Below are 20267 nucleotides of genomic sequence, written 5' to 3' on the forward strand. Positions count from 1 at the left end.
TCAGACCTCGTCGTCGTGCATGTCCGCGGCCTCGACCTCTTCGCGGGTGACGCCCAGCAGATACAGGACCGTGTCCAGGAACGGCACGTTCACCGCGGTGTGCGCCGCCTCCCGCACCACCGGCTTGGCATTGAAGGCGACGCCCAGGCCGGCCGCGTTCAGCATGTCCAGGTCGTTGGCACCGTCACCGATCGCCACCGTCTGGGACAGCGGCACCCCGGCCTCGGCGGCGAACCGGCGCAGCAGCCGCGCCTTGCCCGCCCGGTCCACGATCTCGCCGGTGACCCGGCCGGTCAGCTGCCCGTCGACGATCTCCAGCGTGTTCGCCTGGGCGAAGTCGAGCCCGAGCCGTTCCTTCAAGTCGTCGGTGACCTGCGTGAACCCACCCGAGACGACCCCCACTTGGTAGCCGAGCCGCTTCAGCGTACGGATCAGCGTGCGCGCGCCCGGCGTCAGCCGAACCTCGCTGCGCACCTTCTCCACCACCGAGGCATCCAGCCCCTTCAGCAGGGCCACGCGCGCGTGCAGCGACTGCTCGAAGTCCAGATCCCCGCGCATCGCGGCCGCCGTCACCTCGGCCACCTTGTCCTCGCAGCCGGCGTGCGCCGCGAAGAGCTCGATCACCTCGTCCTGGATGAGGGTCGAGTCCACATCCATGACGACCAGACGCTGCGCACGCCGGTGCAGACCCGCCGCGACGACCGCGATGTCGACACCCAGTGCCGCCGCGTGGGTCACCAGGGCGGTGCGCAGCGGCTCGGTCTCCACGCCGGACACCGCGAACTCCACCGCCGTCACGGGGTACTTGGCCAGCCGGAAGATACGGTCGATGTTGCCGCCCGACCTGGTGATCCGGGAGGCGATCGAGGCCGCCGCCTCCGCGGTCAGCGGGTGCCCGAGCACGGTCACCAGGGAGCGCCCGAGGCCACGCGGCCGGTTGTCGCCCAGGCCGGAGATGATCTCCGCCTGCATCTTCATCGAATCGGCCCAGCTGTGGACGGTCGCCCTCAGATCCCCCTCCAAGCCGGCCGGAGGCTGCGTCACGAGCGCGCACAGCGTGATCCGGCCACGGGTGACGACCTGCTCGATGTCGACCACGTCGACGGAGTAGGCGGCCAGCGTGTCGAAGAGTCCGGCCGTGATTCCCGGCCTGTCCTTCCCGAAGATCTTGACGAGAAGGGTGGGGATGTCAGAGGTCTGCGAAGCGCTCATGGTGCTTCCACCGTATCCGGCACCCAGTGCCTGCCGCCCCTGAGGTCCGTCTAGCGGACACGGAACACTGGGTGTCGACCGGGTGGCGCGAGCCTTACGTTACGGCCACGGACGCGCCGTCGGCTGTGCATCACAACGGCGGCACCTGTGGGTGGGGCCGCGCCCCAGGGGCGCGGGGAACTGCGCGACCGGCCACAGCGGACCCGCAGTCACCGACCGGCAGCCGCCCCGGAGCTCTCTCGGATCACCCCGAGACATGCCCCGGCGCGCGGCTCACGAGCGTCCCTTCGGCTTCCGCGGCGGCGGCGGGGGAGGAGGCGGCGGTGGCGGAGGGGGCGGGCCGTCGGCCCCTCCGGACGACGACCCGTCTCCACGCCGCCGCGGGGGCCGGGGCGACCTCGGCGGCGGCGCGATCGGCCGTACGACCGTGGGCGCCCCGTACACATCGTCGTCACCGGCGGTCGGCGGCTCACCGGTCGGCGGTTCGCCGACCGGCGGGTCACCAGGGCGCCGCACGCCGCCGCGCCCCCACCGCGCATCACGCCCCGGCGCGTCGCCGGCCGCCCGCGCGCCTCCGGAAGGCGGCGCCGCGCCCGGCGGCCGCGCGTCCTCCGGTTCGCGCAGCTGGTCCGACACCCGCAGATACGGGTTCGTCCCCGGGTTGGGCGGCCGGTACGGCGTGCCGGGGGTGTAGGGCCCGGACGGGCTCGCGTCCGACGAAGCCCGGGCACCCTCGGCCGCCGAGCTCGCCGTACTCCACGGCGCCGCCGCGCCGGTCCCGCCCGGCACCGCACCCACCACCGCCCCCCGAGCAAGCGGCGCCGCCCGCTGCCCCGCCGCCCCGGTCGCCCGGGCCATGAGCGCCCCCAGGGCGCCCGCCCCCGCCCCCCAAGCCGCCCCCAGCAGCAGCGCCACATCCAGGTTCCCCTGCAACCGCACCCCGGCGCCGAACGCATCGAAGCCCAGCACCGACAGCGAGGCGTCCACGGACAGCTCCGTCAGCCATGCGAGCAACGGCAGCGTCAACGCCATGGCGACACCGAGCCGCAGCGCACACCGCCCGGCGAAGCGGAGGGCACCCGGATCCCGTACGTCCCCGGAAGCCGGACTTTCCAGGGCGCCCGCCACGACCGGCGTCCGCACGGCCGTCAAAACGCCCGCGAGCAGCATCATCACCGCCGCCGCGACTCCCAGCAGCCACACCCGGCCGTCCAGCTCCGCCAGCCTGCTCAGCGTGACGGACTGGTCGGCGCCGCTGTTCAGAAGGTCGTCCAGGGGGTCCGGGAGCAGGCCCACCAGCGGCCCCGTCGCCCGGCCGTCGAACGGCACGAGCAGGCCGATCGGGATGCCGAGCCACACACCGTTCGGGGCGCCCAGCAGGGCCGCGCCCGCGATCCGCTTGGGGTGGTCGTCGCCGATCGCCGCGTACGCCGCCGCCGCGAGCCCGGCCGCCACCGCCACCAGCAGCACCGTGACGAGAGCGGACACGGCGGGTCGTACGACGCGGTGCACGGCCTCCCAGCCGCGCGGCAGCGGGGTACGGCGCGAGGCGAGCAGGGCGATCAGCAGGATGCCGGCGGACCAGGCCATGCCACCGAGCAGCGTCGGCGCCGTGTCCACCGTGAAGCCGACCGCCGCCTTCGCGTCGATGAGGTCACCGATCTGGTCGGGCAGCAGCCCGCCGATGTCCCCGATGTCCCCCACTCCGGGAATCTCGAGGCCGCCCCCGCCCCCGCCGGGCAGGTCGTCGAGCCCCAGTGAGCTCCCGTCGATGGTGATGACATCGTGCCCGGCCCAGGCCAGCCCGCCCAGCGTCGCCACGAACAGCGCGACCACCGTGCCCGCGCGCGCGAGGAGTTCGGACGGTGCGATCACAACTCCCGCGCTGCGCAAGGAACGCAGGAAGAACCACGACAGCAGCACCGCGCCGACCAGGCTCACCCCGAGTGGCGTGATCTCGATGGCGGTCGACGCCTCCGCGCCCGTCAGCCCGAAAGCGGACACATCGCCGGACGGGGTGACAGAACCACCCGCCCCAAGGGCCACCACCGCCGCGGTCATGGGCCCCAGGGAGCCCGCGGTGTCGGCCTCCAGCAGATGCAGTCCGAGTGCCGCCGTGCCCGCCATCCCGATCAATGCCCAGCTCACGCAGGCGATCGCGGACAACAGGATGTCTCCCCACGGCAGCCGTGTGCCGTGCCTCGCGCTCTCGACGTTCGTGGACGCGCTCATGGCAGACCCCCCGATCCGCAGTGCGGCGAGGTGTTCGCCGCGCATGTCCCCCTCGCGTGGATTACCACTCTCCGGACTGATTTCAACCCCGTCAACGGAACCATTCGAAGCGCGGGGGCGTGGTCCTCACTAGGCCCGACTTTCGGTCAGGGGGCGGAGCCTGAAATAGTTCCCGACGATGTTCGACATCCCTAGACTCCCTGTGTTGGGGGTAACTCGGGGGACTACTCAGTGGGGCTGGAGTGCCGGAACTCGTACTGGAATTGAATGGAAGGACCTGGACGCTCGATGCGTCCAGGCCCTATACCCTCGGACGTGATCCGCAGGGTGACATCGTGCTCGACGACGCCAGAGTGTCCTGGCGGCACGCCACGATCAGCTGGAGCGGCCGCAGTTGGGTCATCGAGGACCACGGCAGCACCAACGGCACGTTCGTGCAGGGCCAGCGGATCCATCACCTGGAGATCGGCCCCGGCTCGGCCGTGTTCCTGGGCAACGCAACCGACGGACCATGCCTGAACCTCTCCGGCACCGCGGCCTCCGTCGCCTCGCCGCAGGCTCAGCCACAGCAGCAGCCGTACGCAGCGCAGGGCGCGAACCCCGGCTGGGCCCAGCCGGTCCCGCAGCAGCAGGCGCCGCAGCAGGTCCCGCAGCAGCAGGGGTCCCAGCAGGCCGGCTGGCAGCAGCCGCAGCAGGCCGCCGCCCATATCCCGCAGCAGCATGGTCCCGGTGGTGGCGCGGGGGCGCCGCCGGTCTACGGCGACCGCAGCCCCACCACGTTCCATCAGTTCTCCGTCGGCCGCGTCATGCGCATCGGCCGTGCCCTGGAGAACGAGCTGGTCGTCTCCGACCTCCAGGTCTCCCGGCACCACGCCGAGTTCCACTCGACGCCCGACGGCCGCATGGAGATCCGCGACCTCGGCTCCCACAACGGCACGTACGTCAACGGCCAGCCGATCGCCAAGGGCGGCTCGCAGCTGCTGGGCCCGGCGGACATCGTCGGTGTCGGTCACTCGACGTTCCGGATCGTCGGCGACCGCCTCGAGGAGTTCGTCGACACCGGTGAGGTCTCCTTCTCCGCCCGCCACCTGACCGTCACGGTCGACGGCGGCAAGCAGATCCTCAAGGACGTCTCCTTCGGCGTCCCGGAGAAGTCCCTCGTCGCGGTCATCGGCCCGTCCGGCTCCGGTAAGTCGACCCTGCTCAAGGCGCTCACCGGCTACCGGCCCGCCAACCAGGGCGACGTCCTCTACGACAACCGGAACCTCTACAAGCAGTTCGCCGAGCTGCGTCAGCGCATCGGTCTGGTCCCGCAGGACGACATCCTGCACAAGGAGCTGACCGTCAAGAAGGCCCTCAAGTACGCGGCCAAGCTCCGCTTCCCCGCCGACACCACGGGCCGGGAGCGCGACGCCCGCATCGACGAGGTGCTGCGCGAGCTCAAGCTGGACATTCACCGCGACAAGAAGGTCACCTCCCTCTCCGGCGGCCAACGCAAGCGCGTCTCGGTGGCCCTGGAGCTGCTCACCAAGCCGTCGCTGATCTTCCTGGACGAGCCCACGTCGGGCCTCGACCCGGGCATGGACCGCGACGTCATGCAGCTGCTGCGCGGCCTCGCCGACGACGGCCGTACGGTGCTCGTCGTCACGCACTCGGTGGCCGAGCTGGCACTGTGCGACAAGCTCCTGGTGATGGCGCCGGGCGGTGCGGTCGCCTACTTCGGTCCGCCGGAGGAGGCGCTGAACTTCTTCGGCTACGACACCTGGGCCGATGTCTTCTCCGCCTTCGAGAACTACCGCGACTACGACTGGGCGGGCCGCTGGAAGGGCTCGCAGCACTACCAGATGTACGCCGCGGACATCGACGCGATTGCTCCGCAGTCCGTACAGATGCCCCCCATGCAGGCGATGAGGCCGCCGAAGCCGCAGGGCTGGTTGTCCCAGTTCCTGACCCTGGTGCGCCGCTATGTCGCGGTGATCGCCTCCGACAAGGGCTTCCTGGCCCTGACGGTGATCCTGCCGCTTGTCCTCGGCTCGGTGAGCCTGCTCATCGACTCCGGCAAGGATCTCCTGGTCAACACGGAGATCAACCCGAACACCGGCAAGCCCGTCGCCAACGGCACGGCCCTCACCGTCCTGCTGATCCTCGCGGTGGGCGCCTGCTTCGCCGGCGCCGCCAACTCCGTCCGTGAGCTGATCAAGGAACGGGTCATCTACGAGCGGGAGCGCGCGACCGGCCTGTCCCGGTCCGCGTACCTGATGTCCAAGGTGTTCGTGCTCGGCCTGATCACGGTGCTGCAGGGCTTGATGGTCGGTGTCATCGGCTTCTCAAGCCGTACCATCCCGGACAAGGGCCTGATCCTCGGCAGCCAGATTCTGCTGGAGCTGTGCATTCCGATCATGGCACTGGGCTTCACCGCGATGATGTTCGGCCTGATCATCTCGGCCCTGGTGAAGACCGCCGAGAAGACCATGCCGCTGCTGGTCATGTTCGCGATCGTCCAGGTCGTCTTCACCGGTTGCCTGTTCCCTCTGGCCAACTCCATCGGTGTCAACGAGCTCTCGTACCTGATGCCGTCGCGCTGGGCGGTCGCCGCCGCGGGTGCCACGCTCGACTTCAACCAGATCAGCCCGCCCGCCAAGGGCGACAGCAACGACCCCCTGTGGGAGCACACGGTCGGCGCCTGGACCATGGACATGCTCGCCCTGGTCGTCCTGGGTGTGATCTGCGGCATCTTCGTGGCCCGCTTCCTGCGCCGCCACGAGCCCGAGGTCATGCGCAAGTAGGCACCTTGCAGTACGACCGCGAGCAGACGCCGTCGTACCACGCCCGAAGGGCGGCACCCCATCAGGAGGGTGCCGCCCTTCGGCGTACGGATCAGAGGCCCGCGCCTACCTCGCTCAGTACGCGCTGTTGACGTTGTCGATCGAGCCGTACCGGTCGGCCGCGTAGTTGGCGGCGGCGGTGAGGTTGGCGACCGGGTCGTACTGGCTCTTGGGCGTGCCCGCGACGTGGTACGCGTCGAAGGTCGGCTTGATGACCTGGAGCAGACCGATCGACGGGACGCCGTTCTGGGCGTTGATGTCCCAGTTGTTGATCGCGTTCGGGTTACCCGAGGACTCCCGCATGATGTTCTTGTGCAGGCCGTTGTAGGTGCCCGGGATGTCGTGCTTCTTCATGATGTCGAGGGCCTCGCGGATCCAACCGTCGAGGTTGTTCGCGTAGGTCTTGGCAGCGACCGGCTTGACCTGGATGCGCTTGGCGTCGCGGCTCGCGGCAGCCTTCGCCTTGCGCGCGGCTTCGGCCTTCTTCGCGGCGGCGGCCTTGGCGGCCACGTGCTTGTCGTGGGCCACGGCGGCGCGGTGCTTGGCGGCGGCCACGGCGGCCTTGTGCTTGGCCGACATCTCCTCGGCCTTCACGCCGGCAGCGGCGAGCTGGTTGGTGACGCTCGGCTTGACGTCCTTGATCTGCTCGTTGCTGTACGCCACCTTGCCCGTGGGGGCCTCGGCCGTGGTCGTCTGGGCGTTGCCCGGGACGGCGGACAGGGCGAGAGCGGCGGCGCCGAGCGTACCGACGCCGGCTATCGCGATCTTGTGGCGCTTGGTGAGCGTGCGACTAAGACGGTTCTTGGTGTTCTTGAGCATGGCAGTGGGACCTCTTCGAATAGCGCGGAGGTCGCTCGCTGTCCGTCAGGGGACACGGGTGCTTCCTGCACAAACGCCGCGGTCTGAACCCACGGCGCTGAGCGACGAGAGCAATTCTTAGCGGCCGCAAAATGGCGTGGCAAAGGTGTGACGTACGATCCTCGGTAGTGGACCCAGGAAGGGCAAAACGGGACAGACAGGACCGTCTGTCCCGCTCAAAAGGGACGTCACTACCTACTACGGACTTTCGTACGTGACCTGCGCCCTATGCGCGGGCTCACATCGGCCGCGCAGCAGTCTCACCGGCAGTTGCTGGCGCAACGCTCTGCGTGAGGACCCTCCTCCGGCAGGATGAGATGCACGTCGCCGAACTCGTGCCACAGGTAGAGCCCTTGCAGCGCCGCCTCGTAGCTGCGGTCGATCGCGGTCCGCCCGGCGACCGCCTCCAGCATCAGCAGATGCGAGGCCTCGGGCTCGTGCAGCCCGGTCAGCAGCCCGTCCACCACCCGCACCCCGCGCTCCGGCGTGACAACGAGGTCCGTCCACCCCTCACGCGCGCGTACGACCCCGTCGACGCCCGCAGCCGACTCCACCGCCCGCACGGCCGTCGTCCCCACGGCGACGACCCTGCCGTCCCCTGCCTTCGCCGCGTTGATCAGCCGAGCCGAAGCCTCCGGCACCGCGAACCGCTCCGGATACGGCGGCTCGTGCGCCTCCGCCGAGGCCACCCCGGTGTGCAGGGTGATCGGCGCGAACTGCACACCCCGGCTGACCAGCTCCGTCACCATCCGCAGCGTGAAGGGCCGCGCCGCACTCGGCATCTCCGCGCTGCCCGTCCCGTCGGCGGACGGCAGCGCGAACACCGTCTGGTACACGGAGAGCGGCTGGTCGCGCTCCGTATAGGAGTAACGAATCGGCCGCCCGTGCTCACGCAGGAGTCCGAGGACCCCTGCCCCGCGGGAGCTCTCCCGGGACCCGGCGATCCGCGCCCACCACAGCCGCTCACTCCCCGCGCCGAGCGGCTCCTCCAGCACCAGCCGCACCCCGCCCGGCAGCCGCACCTCACATCCCGGGGGCCCGCCCGCACGCGCGCGCGTGGCGCCGCTCCCATCGGGATCCCGCAGCTCGACCGCCCACCGCCCGTCGTCCCCGCGCGTGGAGAAGTGCACCACCACGCGCGTGTGCCCGATCCGCCCGTCCACGGCGGCGGCCAGCGTCTCCGACGTGTTCACGACCAGCAGATCCCCGGCCCGCAACAGACGCGGCAGCTCGCCGAACGCGTGATGCGTCACCTCGGTGCCCCGCGACACCAGCAGCCGTACGGCATCCCGGTCCAGCCCCGGCCCCCGCTGCTCGGCCGGCACCCGGGCCGACAGCTCCTCAGGCACCCTCCCCCACGCTCGAACAGGCTCGCGCGGGGGGACCCCCATCGCCAGCGTCATCGCCGTCCCTCCAGCAGAGCCGGCGCCCCATAGCGGCCGCTCGCCGGACGCTCGTCCAGCAGGCGCAGGAAGGCCGGCACCACGCCGGCCGGCATCGGCCGTGGATCGTCGTCGTCCGGTACGGCCGCCGCATACAGGTCCGTGGCCATGTCCCCGGGGTCGACCGCCCAGATCCGCAGCCCCGACTCCTCCTCGCCGAGCACCGCCGCGAGATGGTCCAGCGCCGCCTTCGACGCGCCGTACCCGCCCCAGGTCTCGTACGCCTCGGCGGCAGCATCCGAGCTGACCGTGATCACAGCGCCCGTCCCGGACGCCCGCAGCAGCGGCAGCGCCTCCTGGACCAGGCCCAGCGCGGCGACCACGTTCACCTCCAGCGCCCGCCGCAGCCCCTCCAGCGGCAGCTCGTCCAGCCGTATCAGCGGCTCGACACCCAGCGCGCTGGCGTTGCTCACCAGCAGATCGACGCCGCCCAGCCGCCAGGCGGCGGCCACCAGCTCGGCCCGGTGCCCGGCGTCCGTGACGTCCCCGGGCACGGCCTTCACGCGCGTGCCGTACGACCGGAGCCCGGCGGCGGTCTCCTGGAGGACCTCCGCCGTCCTGGCGTCGAGCACCAGATCCCAGCCGCGCGCGGCCAGCGCCTCGGCGAGCGCCCGCCCCAGACCCTTCGAGGCTCCCGTGATGATTGCTACCGACATGACAACCGTCCCCTCGTACCGGGCCGCCTCCGATCGGCGGTGCCCCCAACGTAGGAACGGGGCCGCCCGCACCGCCTCGGACGCGGGCCGCAAAGCCGCGGGGCCCTTCGTCCTAAGCCGCACCGGGGACCGTTCGCCCTACGCCGCTGATCGGGGGACCAGAGGACTAGGACCGGCGCCCTAGCCGGCCGCCGCCACAGGTCCGATCCGGCTGTCACACCCCGCCGGTACCGTGAGGGCATGAGTCAAGGCCCCAGGTCCGGCCTAGCCGCGGTGAGCTCCGCGCTGCTGGCCATGAGCAGGCATCTCGAGGTGCGGGACGTCCTCAAGACGATCGTCGCCTCGGCCCGCGAGCTGCTCGACGCGCAGTATGCGGCGCTCGGTGTTCCGGACGACCACGGCGGCTTCGCCCAGTTCGTGGTCGACGGAGTCAGCGACGAACAGTGGAAGGCCATCGGCCCGCTCCCACGCCAGCACGGCATCCTCGCCGCCATGCTCCGGGAGGCCGAGATCGAGCGCCTCGCCGACGTCCGCAAGGACCCCCGATTCGAGGGCTGGCCGTCGGCGCACCCCGACATGTCCGACTTCCTGGGCCTGCCGATCCGGGACGACGACGAGGTCATCGGCGCGCTCTTCCTGGCCAACAAGAACTGCCCGAAGCCGGAAGGCAGTTGCGGCTTCACCGAGGAGGACGAGGACCTCCTCGGCATCCTCGCCCAGCACGCCGCGATCGCCCTGACCAACGCCCGCCTGTACGAACGCAGCCGCGAGCTGACGATCGCCGAGGAGCGCTCGCGCCTCGCGCACGAACTGCACGACGCGGTCAGCCAGAAGCTCTTCTCCCTGCGCCTGACGGCCCAGGCGGCAGCCGCACTGATCGACCGTGACCCGTCGCGCGCCAAGGGCGAGTTGCACCAGGTGGCCGAACTCGCCGCCGAGGCCGCCGACGAACTGCGCGCCGCGGTTGTCGAGTTGCGCCCCGCGGCCCTCGACGAGGACGGCCTCGTCGCCACCCTGCGCACCCAGATCCAGGTCCTCGACCGCGCCCACACCGCGCGCGTGACCTTCGCCGGCCGCGGCGTGAAGGCCCTGCCCGCCGCCCAGGAGGAGGCCGTACTGCGCGTCGCCCAGGAGGCCCTGCACAACGCCCTGCGGCACTCCGGCGGCGAGCACGTCGACGTGAGGCTGGACCGGCGCGACAGCGGAGCCGTACTGCGCATCACGGACGACGGCGGCGGCTTCGACCCGAAGGCGATACGCCGCGCCGGGCGCCACCTCGGCCTGGTCTCCATGCGGGACCGGGCGAGCGGGGTCGGCGGCACGCTGACCGTGGAATCGGCGCCCGGCAAGGGCACCGTGATCGAGATGGAGGTCCCCGGTGGCTGACGCAATCAAGGTGCTGCTCGTCGACGACCACCAGGTCGTCCGCCGGGGCCTGCGCACGTTCCTCGAAGTGCAGGACGACATCGAGGTCGTGGGCGAGGCCGCCGACGGCGCCGAGGGAGTGGCCCGCGCCGAGGAACTCAAGCCCGACGTCGTGCTGATGGACGTCAAGATGCCGGGCATGGACGGCGTGGACGCCCTGCGCAAGCTCCGCGAACTCGACAACCCCGCGCGCGTTCTGATCGTCACCAGCTTCACCGAACAGCGCACGGTGATCCCGGCCCTGCGCGCGGGCGCCGCCGGCTACGTCTACAAGGACGTGGATCCGGACGCCCTCGCCGGCGCCATCCGCTCCGTGCACGCCGGGCACATCCTGCTCCAACCCGAGGTCGCGGGCGCCCTGCTGTCCCAGGAGGAGGCCAACTCGGGGCAGGGACGAGCCGGTTCGCTGACGGACCGCGAACGCGAGGTGCTCGGCCTGATCGCCGACGGCCGCTCCAACCGCGAGATCGCGCGGGCCCTGGTCCTCTCCGAGAAGACCGTCAAGACACACGTCTCAAACATCTTGATGAAGCTCGACCTGGCGGACCGCACCCAGGCAGCCCTGTGGGCCGTACGCCATGGCGTGACCGGCTGAAACGCTCTCCGCAGGACGTGACGGACGGCAATACGGAGGGTTCCGCTCCGGACTGAGATTCATACCGTCGTGGGAATGTCCCCCGGATGGCGCATCCTTCGTGGATCTCCACCGTTTTCCAGTGCGTGCTGCGGCGACTGCCGCGGCAATCGCAAGGAGGGCTTAGAAGTGAAGAACCTGAAGAAGGCAGCGGCCGTGACGATGGTGGCGGGTGGCCTGCTGGCCGCCGGTGCCGGAATGGCCTCCGCCACCGACGGCGCGCACGCCGACGGCAAGGCCGTGGGCTCCCCGGGCGTCGTCTCCGGCAACCTCGTCCAGGCCCCGGTTCACATCCCGGTCAACGTCTCGGGCAACAGCGTGAACGTCGTCGGCATCCTGAACCCCGCCTTCGGCAACCTGGCCGTCAACAAGTGACGCCCACCCGAAGCAAGCAGTGACCTCCGGCCTCCCGGCCCCACCCCGGGAGGCCGGTCTGTTTGTCGGCGAGGGGGACTCTCCAGCGCAGGCCGGCCAATCCAGCCCGTCCGGCGCCTGAGGACGAGGCCGTCCAGGCCGAAACGGGGGTCTGGGGGCGGAGCCCCCAGAGGACGGTCACACCAACGCCGGCCACGACCGAGGGACGCTCACCGCACGCCCCGCTCCCGCTCCTCCACATACGCGTTGTACGAAGCGACCTGCGCCCGCCGAGCCACCCGCTCCACCGGCCGCAACGCCTCAGCCCGAGCCCCCATCTCAGCGGAGCTCACCGCACCCCCGTGCCCGTTCGCATAGGCCAGCGAAATCAACAACCCCACCCGCTGCGCCAGCTCCAGCACCCGCACCGCCCGCGGCGGATACCCCGGCGCCAAAACCTCCCGCCCTCGCTCGGCCCGAGCCCGATACGCATCGATCGCCGCCTCGGCCACCGGCCCCGACCCGGCCACATCCAGCCGGGACAACACCTCGGTCGCATCCCGCAGGGCCTCCGCCAGCTCCCGCTCGGCCTCGCCCAGAGACGGCACATCCGCAGGAGGCGCCTCCCGCACCGGCAGCACATGCCAGACGACCTCGACATGCACATCACCCTCGGGCCCGGCCTCGTACACCTCCGGCACCAGCCCGAGCGCGGCGCCGTGACAGATCACCGCCTCCTCGGCATCCATCGCCCGCGCATTGAACTCCGGCGGACCGCTCAGCCCCAGCGGATGCCCCGGCGCGGGCAGCGCGACCCGCAGCCCGCTCACCCCGAGCGCCCGCAGCCGGCCCAGCGCCAGCGTGAGCCCGACGGGCGCCGACTCACCCGGCAGGCCCTCCACCCTGTGCACGGCATCGTCCCCGACGATCTCCAGCACAGCATCATCCGGCGAGACAAGTCCGGCCAAAAGGGCATTTCCCCAAGCCGCAAGGCGTCCTGAACGCGGTTCCGAGAGCATGCCCCCACCCTAAGGACCGGACCGATGGAATGAAGCGCCCGACCGGTGGCGTAGATTTCGTTGAGGGCTGCGCCCACAGGCGCACGCGACCACCGAGACGCCGAGACGCCGAGACCGGTCACACTGCAAGGGGAGACAACGCGCTCATGAGCGATGTTCTGGAGCTTCAGGACGTATCCGTGGTCCGCGAGGGCCGGGCTCTGGTGGACCAGGTCTCCTGGTCGGTCAAGGAGGGCGAGCGCTGGGTCATCCTCGGCCCGAACGGCGCCGGCAAGACCACCCTCCTGAACCTCGCCTCCAGCTACCTCTTCCCCAGCAAGGGCACCGTCTCCATCCTCGACGAGACCCTCGGCAAGCCCGGCACCGACGTCTTCGAGCTGCGTCCGCGCGTCGGAACGGCCGGCGTCGCCATGATCGACAAGCTGCCCAAGAAGCAGACGGTCCTGCAGACCGTGCTGACCGCCGCCTACGGCATGACCGCCGGCTGGCACGAGGACTACGACGAGATCGACGAGCAGCGCGCCCGCGCCTTCCTCGACCGTCTCGGCATGAGCGACTACGTGGACCGCAAGTTCGGCACCCTCTCCGAGGGCGAGCGCAAGCGCACCCTCATCGCCCGTGCCCTGATGACCGACCCCGAGCTCCTCCTCCTCGACGAGCCCGCCGCCGGCCTCGACCTCGGTGGCCGCGAGGACCTCGTGCGCCGCCTCGGCCGCCTCGCCCGCGACCCGATCGCGCCCTCCATGATCATGGTCACGCACCACGTCGAGGAGATCGCCCCCGGTTTCACCCACGTCCTGATGATCCGTCAGGGCAAGGTCCTCGCCGCGGGCCCGCTGGAGCTCGAACTCACCTCCCGCAACCTCTCCCTCTGCTTCGGCCTCCCGCTCGTCGTCGAACAGGTTGGCGACCGCTGGACGGCACAGGGCCTCCCGCTCTCCTGACTCGCTCCTTCACCCCGCAAAACCCCGGTAAGAAGGGCTTTTCAAACGATCGGCGCCCTGTCGGCGACCGGGCCCGCAGTCCTACCATGACCATGTGGAAATCGACGCGTGGGTTTGGTGGTTGATCGGCGCGGCTGCGCTCGGCATCGGGCTCGTGATCACCGCGATGCCCGAACTCGCCATGCTGGCGGTGGGCGCCGTGGCGGCCGCGGTGGTCGCCGGCATCTTCGGCGGTGACGCCGTCGTCCAGGTCGTGTCCTTCGTCGTCGTCTCGACCGCACTCATCGCCGTTGTACGGCCCATCGCGAACAGACATCGCGCACAGCGGCCCCAACTCGCCACCGGCATCGAGGCCTTGAAGGGCAGGCAGGCCGTCGTTCTGGAGCGCGTCGACGCCTCCGGCGGCCGGATCAAGCTCGCCGGGGAGGTCTGGTCGGCACGCGCCCTCGACACCGACCGCGCCTACGAAGCAGGCCAGGAAGTGGACGTCGTGGACATCGAGGGGGCCACGGCGATCGTCATGTGACCTCGCACGACGTAACTGGCGCGAACCCGCCGCGAGTTCGGCGACGGTCTGTCACACTCGACCAGCAAGATCTTCAACAACCATAAGATCTGCGGAAAACGCCGCGGTGGAGAAGGGGTACGGGGAAAGACGATGGAACCGGTCATCATCGTCTTGATCATTCTGGTGGTGTTGGTCTTCATCGCCCTGATCAAGACGATCCAGGTCATCCCGCAGGCCAGCGCGGCCATCGTCGAGCGCTTCGGCCGATACACGCGGACACTCAACGCGGGCCTCAACATCGTGGTCCCGTTCATAGACACCATCCGCAACCGCATCGACCTGCGCGAACAGGTCGTGCCGTTCCCGCCCCAGCCGGTGATCACCCAGGACAACCTGGTCGTGAACATCGACACCGTCATCTACTACCAGGTGACCGACGCCCGCGCCGCGACCTACGAGGTCGCCAGCTACATCCAGGCGATCGAGCAGCTCACCGTCACCACGCTCCGCAACATCATCGGCGGCATGGACCTGGAGCGCACCCTGACCTCCCGCGAGGAGATCAACGCGGCCCTGCGCGGCGTCCTCGACGAGGCGACAGGCAAGTGGGGCATCCGCGTAAACCGCGTCGAACTCAAGGCAATTGAGCCCCCCACCTCCATCCAGGACTCGATGGAGAAGCAGATGCGCGCCGACCGTGACAAGCGCGCCGCCATCCTCACCGCGGAAGGTACGCGCCAGGCCGCGATCCTCACCGCCGAAGGCGAGAAGCAGTCCCAGATCCTGCGCGCCGAAGGTGAGGCCAAGGCCGCCGCCCTGCGCGCCGAGGGCGAGGCCCAGGCCGTCCGGACGGTCTTCGAGGCCATCCACGCCGGCGACCCCGACCAGAAGCTCCTCAGCTACCAGTACCTCCAGATGCTCCCCAAGATCGCCGAGGGCGACGCCAACAAGCTCTGGATCGTCCCCAGCGAAATCGGCGACGCCCTCAAGGGCCTGTCGGGCGCGATGGGCAACCTCAGCGGCCTGGGCGGAGGTTCAGGCAACGGCGGCTCCGGCACAGGAACGGAACGCCGAGAGAAGCCGTCGATCGACTGAGACGCGTACGGCCGTACGACGATGGGGCTCGCCTTCCAAGGAAGGCGAGCCCCAAAGGCTTCTAGGGGCACGGGGAACTGCGCGACCAGCCCCCGGCAACCGGCAGCCGACGAACAGCTCAAAGCCCCCGGCGAATAGTCAGGCGTCAGGCCGCGTCCGTTGCCAGCCAATCCGGCAGCGCAGCAAACTCGTCGGCCCCCAGCGTCAGCAACATCGCATCGGCAGGCGTCGGCTCGAACGGCTCCCGAAGCAGCGGCATCCCCGCCTGCTCAGGCGTCCGGTCGGCCTTCCGATGATTGTCCTCGGCGCACGAGGCGACCGTATTCAGCCACGTGTCCTGCCCACCGTGCGACCGCGGCACCACGTGGTCCACGGTCGTGGCCCTGCGCCCGCAGTACGCGCACCGGTGCCGGTCCCGCACCAGAACACCCCGCCTCGACCACGGCGCTTGTCTTCGGAACGGCACCCGTACGTACCTGCAGAGCCTGATCACCCGGGGCGCGGGTATGTCGACCGCTGCTCCGCGCATGCGCAGTTCGGGGTGGGCCTGCTCAACGACGGCCTTGTCCTGAAGCACCAGAACGACGGCTCGGTTCAACGTCACCGTCGACAGCGGCTCGAAGCTCGCGTTCAGTACCAGCGTGTCCCGCATGACCAGCCCACCTCCCGTGTGCAGCCGCCCACCCCGTGGCGGGCTGGGATCAACTCTGGCCGGGCACGCCGAGATGGACAACGAAATAAAAAATGCCCGCCCCCGATCACTTCCATGACCAGGGGCGGGCAAACGTTCCATGAACGTCAGGATTCGGCGGGCACCTCGTACTCACCGATCACATGAGCGCGCGCGATCGCGCGGAACCGCAGGTTGAATCCGACGACGGCCGGACTGGCGTCCGAGTCCGGACCGAGCTTCTCCTGGTCCACGGCGTACACCGTGAACACATAGCGATGCGGCCCGTCCCCGGGCGGCGGCGCGGCACCGCCGAACTCCTTCGACCCATAGTCGTTCCGCGCCTGTACGGCCCCCTCCGGCAGCCCCTCGAACTTGCCGCTGCCCGCACCGGCCGGCAGCTCGGTCACCGAGGCCGGGATGTCGAAGACGACCCAGTGCCAGAACCCGCTGCCCGTAGGGGCGTCGGGGTCGTAGCAGGTCACGGCGAAGCTCTTGGTCTCAGCCGGGAAGCCTTCCCAGCGCAGCTGCGGCGAGGTGTTGCCCGCCGCGTGGACCTGAGCATCCTTGAGGGTCCCGCCCTGCTCTACGTCCTCGCTCGTGACCGTGAAGGACGGCACAGGCGGATGGAAGTCGTGGGGCAGCGGCCGCCGCTTGAGCTCGGTCACTTCGATACCTCCTGATGAACCGGTGGAATCAGCAGTTCCGAGCCTAGAACCAGTTGCGCTTGCTGCCGACCTCGGACAGCCACTGGTTGAGGTACGCCGCCCAGTCGGTCCCCTGGAAGTCGTTCAGACCCACCTGGAACGACCGGAAGGTGTCGCTGCCCTCGCTGAACAGCCCCGGCTTCTTGTCCATTTCGAGGACGACGTCCATCGTGCGCTCGTCCGCGACGAAGCTCAGCTCGACCTGGTTGATCCCGCGGTACTGCTGCGGCGGGAAGAACTCGATCTCCTGGTAGAACGGCAGCTTCTGCCGCGTACCGCGGATGTGGCCGCGCTCCATGTCCGCGTTCTTGAAGCGGAAGCCCAGCTGGATGAAGGCGTCGAGGATGGCCTTCTGCGCGGGCAGCGGGTGCACGCTGATCGGGTCCAGGTCGGTGGAGTCCACGGCCCGCGCGATCGCCAGCTCGGTCGTCACACCGATGTTCATGCCGCGCAGCGTCTGACCGTCGATCGTCGTGACCGGCGTCTCCCACGGGATCTCCAGCCCGAAGGGCACCGCGTGCACGCCCCCGGCCTGCAGCTCGAAGGCACCACCGAGCTGCATCTTCGTGAACTCGATGTCCTGCTTGTACTCCGAGTCCTGGCCCTCGACCTCGACACGCGCCTGAAGGCCCACGGACAGGCCCTCGATGTTCTGGTTCACGGACCCGCCCTGAATCCGCACCTCACCCTGGACGACACCGCCCGGCACGACGTTGACCTCGGTCAGCACCGTCTCGACCGAAGCCCCGCCGGCCCCCAGGCTCGCGAGCAGCTTCTTGAACGCCATGACTCTCCTCTTTTCAGAGTGGATCCCTTGATCCCTACAAACGCGATCCGGCCGTGGCCGGTTCCGCGCTCCCACCCTGGCAAGTCGCAGGCCCCCTGACCACCCCGTCGCCACCACCCGTCTGCACTACCCTCGGACGGCATGATCGCGACCCCCGACCGTACGCCCCTGCCCCGGGACTTCTTCGACCGGCCCGTCCTTGAAGTCGCCCCCGACCTCCTGGGCCGCATCCTCGTACGCAGCACCCCGGACGGTCCGATCACCCTCCGCCTCACAGAGGTCGAGGCCTACGACGGCCCGAACGACCCCGGCTCCCACGCCTATCGCGGCCGCACCCCCCGCAATGACGTGATGTTCGGTCCCCCCGGACACGTCTACGTCTACTTCACCTACGGCATGTGGCACTGCATGAACCTGGTGTGCGGCCCCGACGGCGAGGCGAGCGCGGTCCTGCTGCGCGCCGGCGAGATCGTCGAGGGCGCCGAGCTCGCCCGCACACGTCGACTCTCGGCCCGCAACGACAAGGAACTGGCCAAAGGCCCGGCCCGCCTGGCAACCGCCCTGGACGTGGACCGAGCACTGGACGGTACGGACGCCTGCGCCTCCGGCGAGACCCCGCTGAAGATCCTTGCCGGCACCCCGACCCACTCCGAGCAGGTACGCAACGGCCCACGCACCGGTGTGGCGGGCGACGGCGGAAACGGTGACGTCCACCCCTGGCGCTACTGGATCGCCAACGACCCCACGGTGAGCCCCTATCGGGCCCACGTCCCCAGGCGTCGTCCAAGTTGACGCGCCCTGACGAGGCGCGTAACGTGGCCCGAGCCGCTGAACCGGGTACTGCGAAGTCAGCAGCCGGAGCGGCCAACCCACTACCTAGGAGAACCCCTAAGCGGGGTCGATTCCGGCGTGCCCGCATGCCCGAATTCGATTGCGCAGGGCCCGATTATGAATCGGGCCGAGGAATCGGCTAACGTAGTGAATGTCGAAAGGCCGACGGGCGAAAGCCCAAAGCCTCAAGGCATCCCGCCGACAGGGAATCGGATCGAGAAAAGGTCTGATAGAGTCGGAAACGCAAGACCGAAGGGAAGCGCCCGGAGGAAAGCCCGAGAGGGTGAGTACAAAGGAAGCGTCCGTTCCTTGAGAACTCAACAGCGTGCCAAAAATCAACGCCAGATATGTTGATACCCCGTCTACCGGAAACATTAGTTCCCGGTGGCGAGGTTCCTTTGAAATAAACACAGCGAGGACGCTGTGAACGGCCGGGCTTATTCCGCCTGGCTGTTCCGCTCTCGTGTGTGTCGTCCCGATTACGGGAAAACATTCACGGAGAGTTTGATCCTGGCTCAGGACGAACGCTGGCGGCGTGCTTAACACATGCAAGTCGAACGATGAACCACTTCGGTGGGGATTAGTGGCGAACGGGTGAGTAACACGTGGGCAATCTGCCCTTCACTCTGGGACAAGCCCTGGAAACGGGGTCTAATACCGGATACCACCTTCACTGGCATCTGTGAAGGTTGAAAGCTCCGGCGGTGAAGGATGAGCCCGCGGCCTATCAGCTTGTTGGTGAGGTAATGGCTCACCAAGGCGACGACGGGTAGCCGGCCTGAGAGGGCGACCGGCCACACTGGGACTGAGACACGGCCCAGACTCCTACGGGAGGCAGCAGTGGGGAATATTGCACAATGGGCGAAAGCCTGATGCAGCGACGCCGCGTGAGGGATGACGGCCTTCGGGTTGTAAACCTCTTTCAGCAGGGAAGAAGCGAAAGTGACGGTACCTGCAGAAGAAGCGCCGGCTAACTACGTGCCAGCAGCCGCGGTAATACGTAGGGCGCAAGCGTTGTCCGGAATTATTGGGCGTAAAGAGCTCGTAGGCGGCTTGTCACGTCGGGTGTGAAAGCCCGGGGCTTAACCCCGGGTCTGCATTCGATACGGGCTAGCTAGAGTGTGGTAGGGGAGATCGGAATTCCTGGTGTAGCGGTGAAATGCGCAGATATCAGGAGGAACACCGGTGGCGAAGGCGGATCTCTGGGCCATTACTGACGCTGAGGAGCGAAAGCGTGGGGAGCGAACAGGATTAGATACCCTGGTAGTCCACGCCGTAAACGGTGGGAACTAGGTGTTGGCGACATTCCACGTCGTCGGTGCCGCAGCTAACGCATTAAGTTCCCCGCCTGGGGAGTACGGCCGCAAGGCTAAAACTCAAAGGAATTGACGGGGGCCCGCACAAGCAGCGGAGCATGTGGCTTAATTCGACGCAACGCGAAGAACCTTACCAAGGCTTGACATACACCGGAAAGCATTAGAGATAGTGCCCCCCTTGTGGTCGGTGTACAGGTGGTGCATGGCTGTCGTCAGCTCGTGTCGTGAGATGTTGGGTTAAGTCCCGCAACGAGCGCAACCCTTGTTCTGTGTTGCCAGCATGCCCTTCGGGGTGATGGGGACTCACAGGAGACCGCCGGGGTCAACTCGGAGGAAGGTGGGGACGACGTCAAGTCATCATGCCCCTTATGTCTTGGGCTGCACACGTGCTACAATGGCAGGTACAATGAGCTGCGATACCGTGAGGTGGAGCGAATCTCAAAAAGCCTGTCTCAGTTCGGATTGGGGTCTGCAACTCGACCCCATGAAGTCGGAGTTGCTAGTAATCGCAGATCAGCATTGCTGCGGTGAATACGTTCCCGGGCCTTGTACACACCGCCCGTCACGTCACGAAAGTCGGTAACACCCGAAGCCGGTGGCCCAACCCCTTGTGGGAGGGAGCTGTCGAAGGTGGGACTGGCGATTGGGACGAAGTCGTAACAAGGTAGCCGTACCGGAAGGTGCGGCTGGATCACCTCCTTTCTAAGGAGCACTTCTTACCGAGTCCTTCGGGACGAGGTCAGAGGCCACTA

The 20267-nt window shown here is 68.9% G+C and carries 17 protein-coding genes and 1 rRNA gene; 9 read left to right on the forward strand and 9 right to left on the reverse strand.

The features are described from left to right. Complete coding sequence (gene serB / locus OG331_RS37645) at positions 1 to 1212, reverse strand: phosphoserine phosphatase SerB (RefSeq protein ID WP_406204980.1); 1212 nt, start codon at positions 1210 to 1212, stop codon at positions 1 to 3. Positions 1213 to 1485: 273 nt separating this feature from the next. Next, entirely contained in the window at positions 1486 to 3444 is a 1959-nt protein-coding gene (locus OG331_RS37650; RefSeq protein ID WP_406204983.1) for a streptophobe family protein, read from the reverse strand. 242 nt (positions 3445 to 3686) lie between these two features. On the opposite strand from OG331_RS37650, the gene OG331_RS37655 reads away from it, so the two are divergent. Continuing rightward, the gene (locus OG331_RS37655; protein ID WP_406204985.1) at positions 3687 to 6230 is read left to right on the forward strand and encodes an FHA domain-containing protein; all 2544 of its coding nucleotides are present in this window, start codon (positions 3687 to 3689) and stop codon (positions 6228 to 6230) included. Between the two features lie 114 nt (positions 6231 to 6344). Here OG331_RS37655 and OG331_RS37660 read toward each other — a convergent pair whose 3' ends face one another. From OG331_RS37660 to OG331_RS37670, 3 genes are all read right to left on the reverse strand, one after another. Continuing rightward, on the reverse strand, positions 6345 to 7088 hold the full coding sequence (locus OG331_RS37660; protein WP_406204988.1) for a transglycosylase SLT domain-containing protein: 744 nt from the start codon (positions 7086 to 7088) through the stop codon (positions 6345 to 6347). Between the two features lie 299 nt (positions 7089 to 7387). Next, positions 7388 to 8530, reverse strand: a complete 1143-nt coding sequence (locus OG331_RS37665; protein WP_406204991.1) for an S-adenosylmethionine:tRNA ribosyltransferase-isomerase — start codon at positions 8528 to 8530, stop codon at positions 7388 to 7390. Beyond that, the gene (locus OG331_RS37670) at positions 8527 to 9225 is read right to left on the reverse strand and encodes an SDR family NAD(P)-dependent oxidoreductase (protein ID WP_406204994.1); all 699 of its coding nucleotides are present in this window, start codon (positions 9223 to 9225) and stop codon (positions 8527 to 8529) included. Before OG331_RS37670 ends, OG331_RS37665 begins: the two co-directional genes overlap by 4 nt. Before the next feature lie 240 nt (positions 9226 to 9465). On the opposite strand from OG331_RS37670, the gene OG331_RS37675 reads away from it, so the two are divergent. The 3 genes from OG331_RS37675 to chpE all read left to right on the forward strand — a co-directional run bounded on the left by OG331_RS37675 (position 9466) and on the right by chpE (position 11659). Then, a complete protein-coding gene (locus OG331_RS37675) occupies positions 9466 to 10611 on the forward strand; it encodes a GAF domain-containing sensor histidine kinase (protein ID WP_406204997.1) in 1146 nt (381 codons plus the stop codon). Further along, on the forward strand, positions 10604 to 11245 hold the full coding sequence (locus tag OG331_RS37680; protein ID WP_328428680.1) for a response regulator transcription factor: 642 nt from the start codon (positions 10604 to 10606) through the stop codon (positions 11243 to 11245). Before OG331_RS37675 ends, OG331_RS37680 begins: the two co-directional genes overlap by 8 nt. A 168-nt stretch (positions 11246 to 11413) precedes the next feature. Beyond that, positions 11414 to 11659 carry a chaplin ChpE gene (gene chpE, locus OG331_RS37685; protein ID WP_406205001.1) on the forward strand — a complete coding sequence of 82 codons (246 nt, stop codon included), beginning with the start codon at positions 11414 to 11416 and terminating at the stop codon, positions 11657 to 11659. A 209-nt stretch (positions 11660 to 11868) separates the two neighbouring features. Here chpE and OG331_RS37690 read toward each other — a convergent pair whose 3' ends face one another. After that, positions 11869 to 12657 carry a hypothetical protein gene (locus tag OG331_RS37690; protein ID WP_406205004.1) on the reverse strand — a complete coding sequence of 263 codons (789 nt, stop codon included), beginning with the start codon at positions 12655 to 12657 and terminating at the stop codon, positions 11869 to 11871. Between the two features lie 146 nt (positions 12658 to 12803). Here OG331_RS37690 and OG331_RS37695 point away from each other — a divergent pair, with 146 nt between their 5' ends. From OG331_RS37695 to OG331_RS37705, 3 genes are all read left to right on the forward strand, one after another. Continuing rightward, positions 12804 to 13601, forward strand: coding sequence for an ABC transporter ATP-binding protein (locus tag OG331_RS37695; protein ID WP_406205007.1), 798 nt, complete (start codon positions 12804 to 12806; stop codon positions 13599 to 13601). A gap of 94 nt (positions 13602 to 13695) precedes the next feature. Continuing rightward, the gene (locus tag OG331_RS37700; RefSeq protein ID WP_406205009.1) at positions 13696 to 14127 is read left to right on the forward strand and encodes an NfeD family protein; all 432 of its coding nucleotides are present in this window, start codon (positions 13696 to 13698) and stop codon (positions 14125 to 14127) included. A 132-nt stretch (positions 14128 to 14259) separates the two neighbouring features. Continuing rightward, positions 14260 to 15204 carry an SPFH domain-containing protein gene (locus OG331_RS37705; protein ID WP_406205012.1) on the forward strand — a complete coding sequence of 315 codons (945 nt, stop codon included), beginning with the start codon at positions 14260 to 14262 and terminating at the stop codon, positions 15202 to 15204. A 145-nt stretch (positions 15205 to 15349) separates the two neighbouring features. Here the strand turns inward: OG331_RS37705 and OG331_RS37710 are convergent, their stop codons facing one another. From OG331_RS37710 to OG331_RS37720, 3 genes are all read right to left on the reverse strand, one after another. Next, the gene (locus OG331_RS37710) at positions 15350 to 15856 is read right to left on the reverse strand and encodes an HNH endonuclease (RefSeq protein WP_406205015.1); all 507 of its coding nucleotides are present in this window, start codon (positions 15854 to 15856) and stop codon (positions 15350 to 15352) included. Between the two features lie 146 nt (positions 15857 to 16002). Next, positions 16003 to 16542, reverse strand: coding sequence for a YbhB/YbcL family Raf kinase inhibitor-like protein (locus OG331_RS37715; RefSeq protein WP_406205018.1), 540 nt, complete (start codon positions 16540 to 16542; stop codon positions 16003 to 16005). 43 nt (positions 16543 to 16585) lie between these two features. Next, the gene (locus tag OG331_RS37720; RefSeq protein WP_406205021.1) at positions 16586 to 17368 is read right to left on the reverse strand and encodes a sporulation protein; all 783 of its coding nucleotides are present in this window, start codon (positions 17366 to 17368) and stop codon (positions 16586 to 16588) included. Between the two features lie 141 nt (positions 17369 to 17509). On the opposite strand from OG331_RS37720, the gene OG331_RS37725 reads away from it, so the two are divergent. Then, positions 17510 to 18160 (forward strand): DNA-3-methyladenine glycosylase, encoded by a 651-nt coding sequence (locus OG331_RS37725; protein WP_406205023.1) that lies wholly within the window; start codon positions 17510 to 17512, stop codon positions 18158 to 18160. Positions 18161 to 18691: 531 nt separating this feature from the next. After that, a 16S ribosomal RNA gene (locus OG331_RS37730) occupies positions 18692 to 20217 on the forward strand. The last annotated feature ends 50 nt before the right edge of the window (positions 20218 to 20267 follow it).

Origin of the sequence: Streptomyces sp. NBC_01017 (genome assembly GCF_045162795.1) — a bacterium.
GTDB lineage: Bacteria > Actinomycetota > Actinomycetes > Streptomycetales > Streptomycetaceae > Streptomyces > Streptomyces machairae.

Bases quoted from the DNA above. Each gene is read 5' to 3' on its own strand.
- serB (WP_406204980.1), bottom strand. From the start codon at position 1,212: ATGAGCGCTTCGCAGACCTCTGACATCCCCACCCTTCTCGTCAAGATC.
- OG331_RS37650 (WP_406204983.1), bottom strand. From the start codon at position 3,444: ATGAGCGCGTCCACGAACGTCGAGAGCGCGAGGCACGGCACACGGCTG.
- OG331_RS37660 (WP_406204988.1), bottom strand. From the start codon at position 7,088: ATGCTCAAGAACACCAAGAACCGTCTTAGTCGCACGCTCACCAAGCGC.
- OG331_RS37665 (WP_406204991.1), bottom strand. From the start codon at position 8,530: ATGACGCTGGCGATGGGGGTCCCCCCGCGCGAGCCTGTTCGAGCGTGG.
- OG331_RS37670 (WP_406204994.1), bottom strand. From the start codon at position 9,225: ATGTCGGTAGCAATCATCACGGGAGCCTCGAAGGGTCTGGGGCGGGCG.
- OG331_RS37675 (WP_406204997.1), top strand. From the start codon at position 9,466: ATGAGTCAAGGCCCCAGGTCCGGCCTAGCCGCGGTGAGCTCCGCGCTG.
- OG331_RS37690 (WP_406205004.1), bottom strand. From the start codon at position 12,657: ATGCTCTCGGAACCGCGTTCAGGACGCCTTGCGGCTTGGGGAAATGCC.
- OG331_RS37695 (WP_406205007.1), top strand. From the start codon at position 12,804: ATGAGCGATGTTCTGGAGCTTCAGGACGTATCCGTGGTCCGCGAGGGC.
- OG331_RS37705 (WP_406205012.1), top strand. From the start codon at position 14,260: ATGGAACCGGTCATCATCGTCTTGATCATTCTGGTGGTGTTGGTCTTC.
- OG331_RS37710 (WP_406205015.1), bottom strand. From the start codon at position 15,856: ATGCGGGACACGCTGGTACTGAACGCGAGCTTCGAGCCGCTGTCGACG.
- OG331_RS37720 (WP_406205021.1), bottom strand. From the start codon at position 17,368: ATGGCGTTCAAGAAGCTGCTCGCGAGCCTGGGGGCCGGCGGGGCTTCG.
- OG331_RS37725 (WP_406205023.1), top strand. From the start codon at position 17,510: ATGATCGCGACCCCCGACCGTACGCCCCTGCCCCGGGACTTCTTCGAC.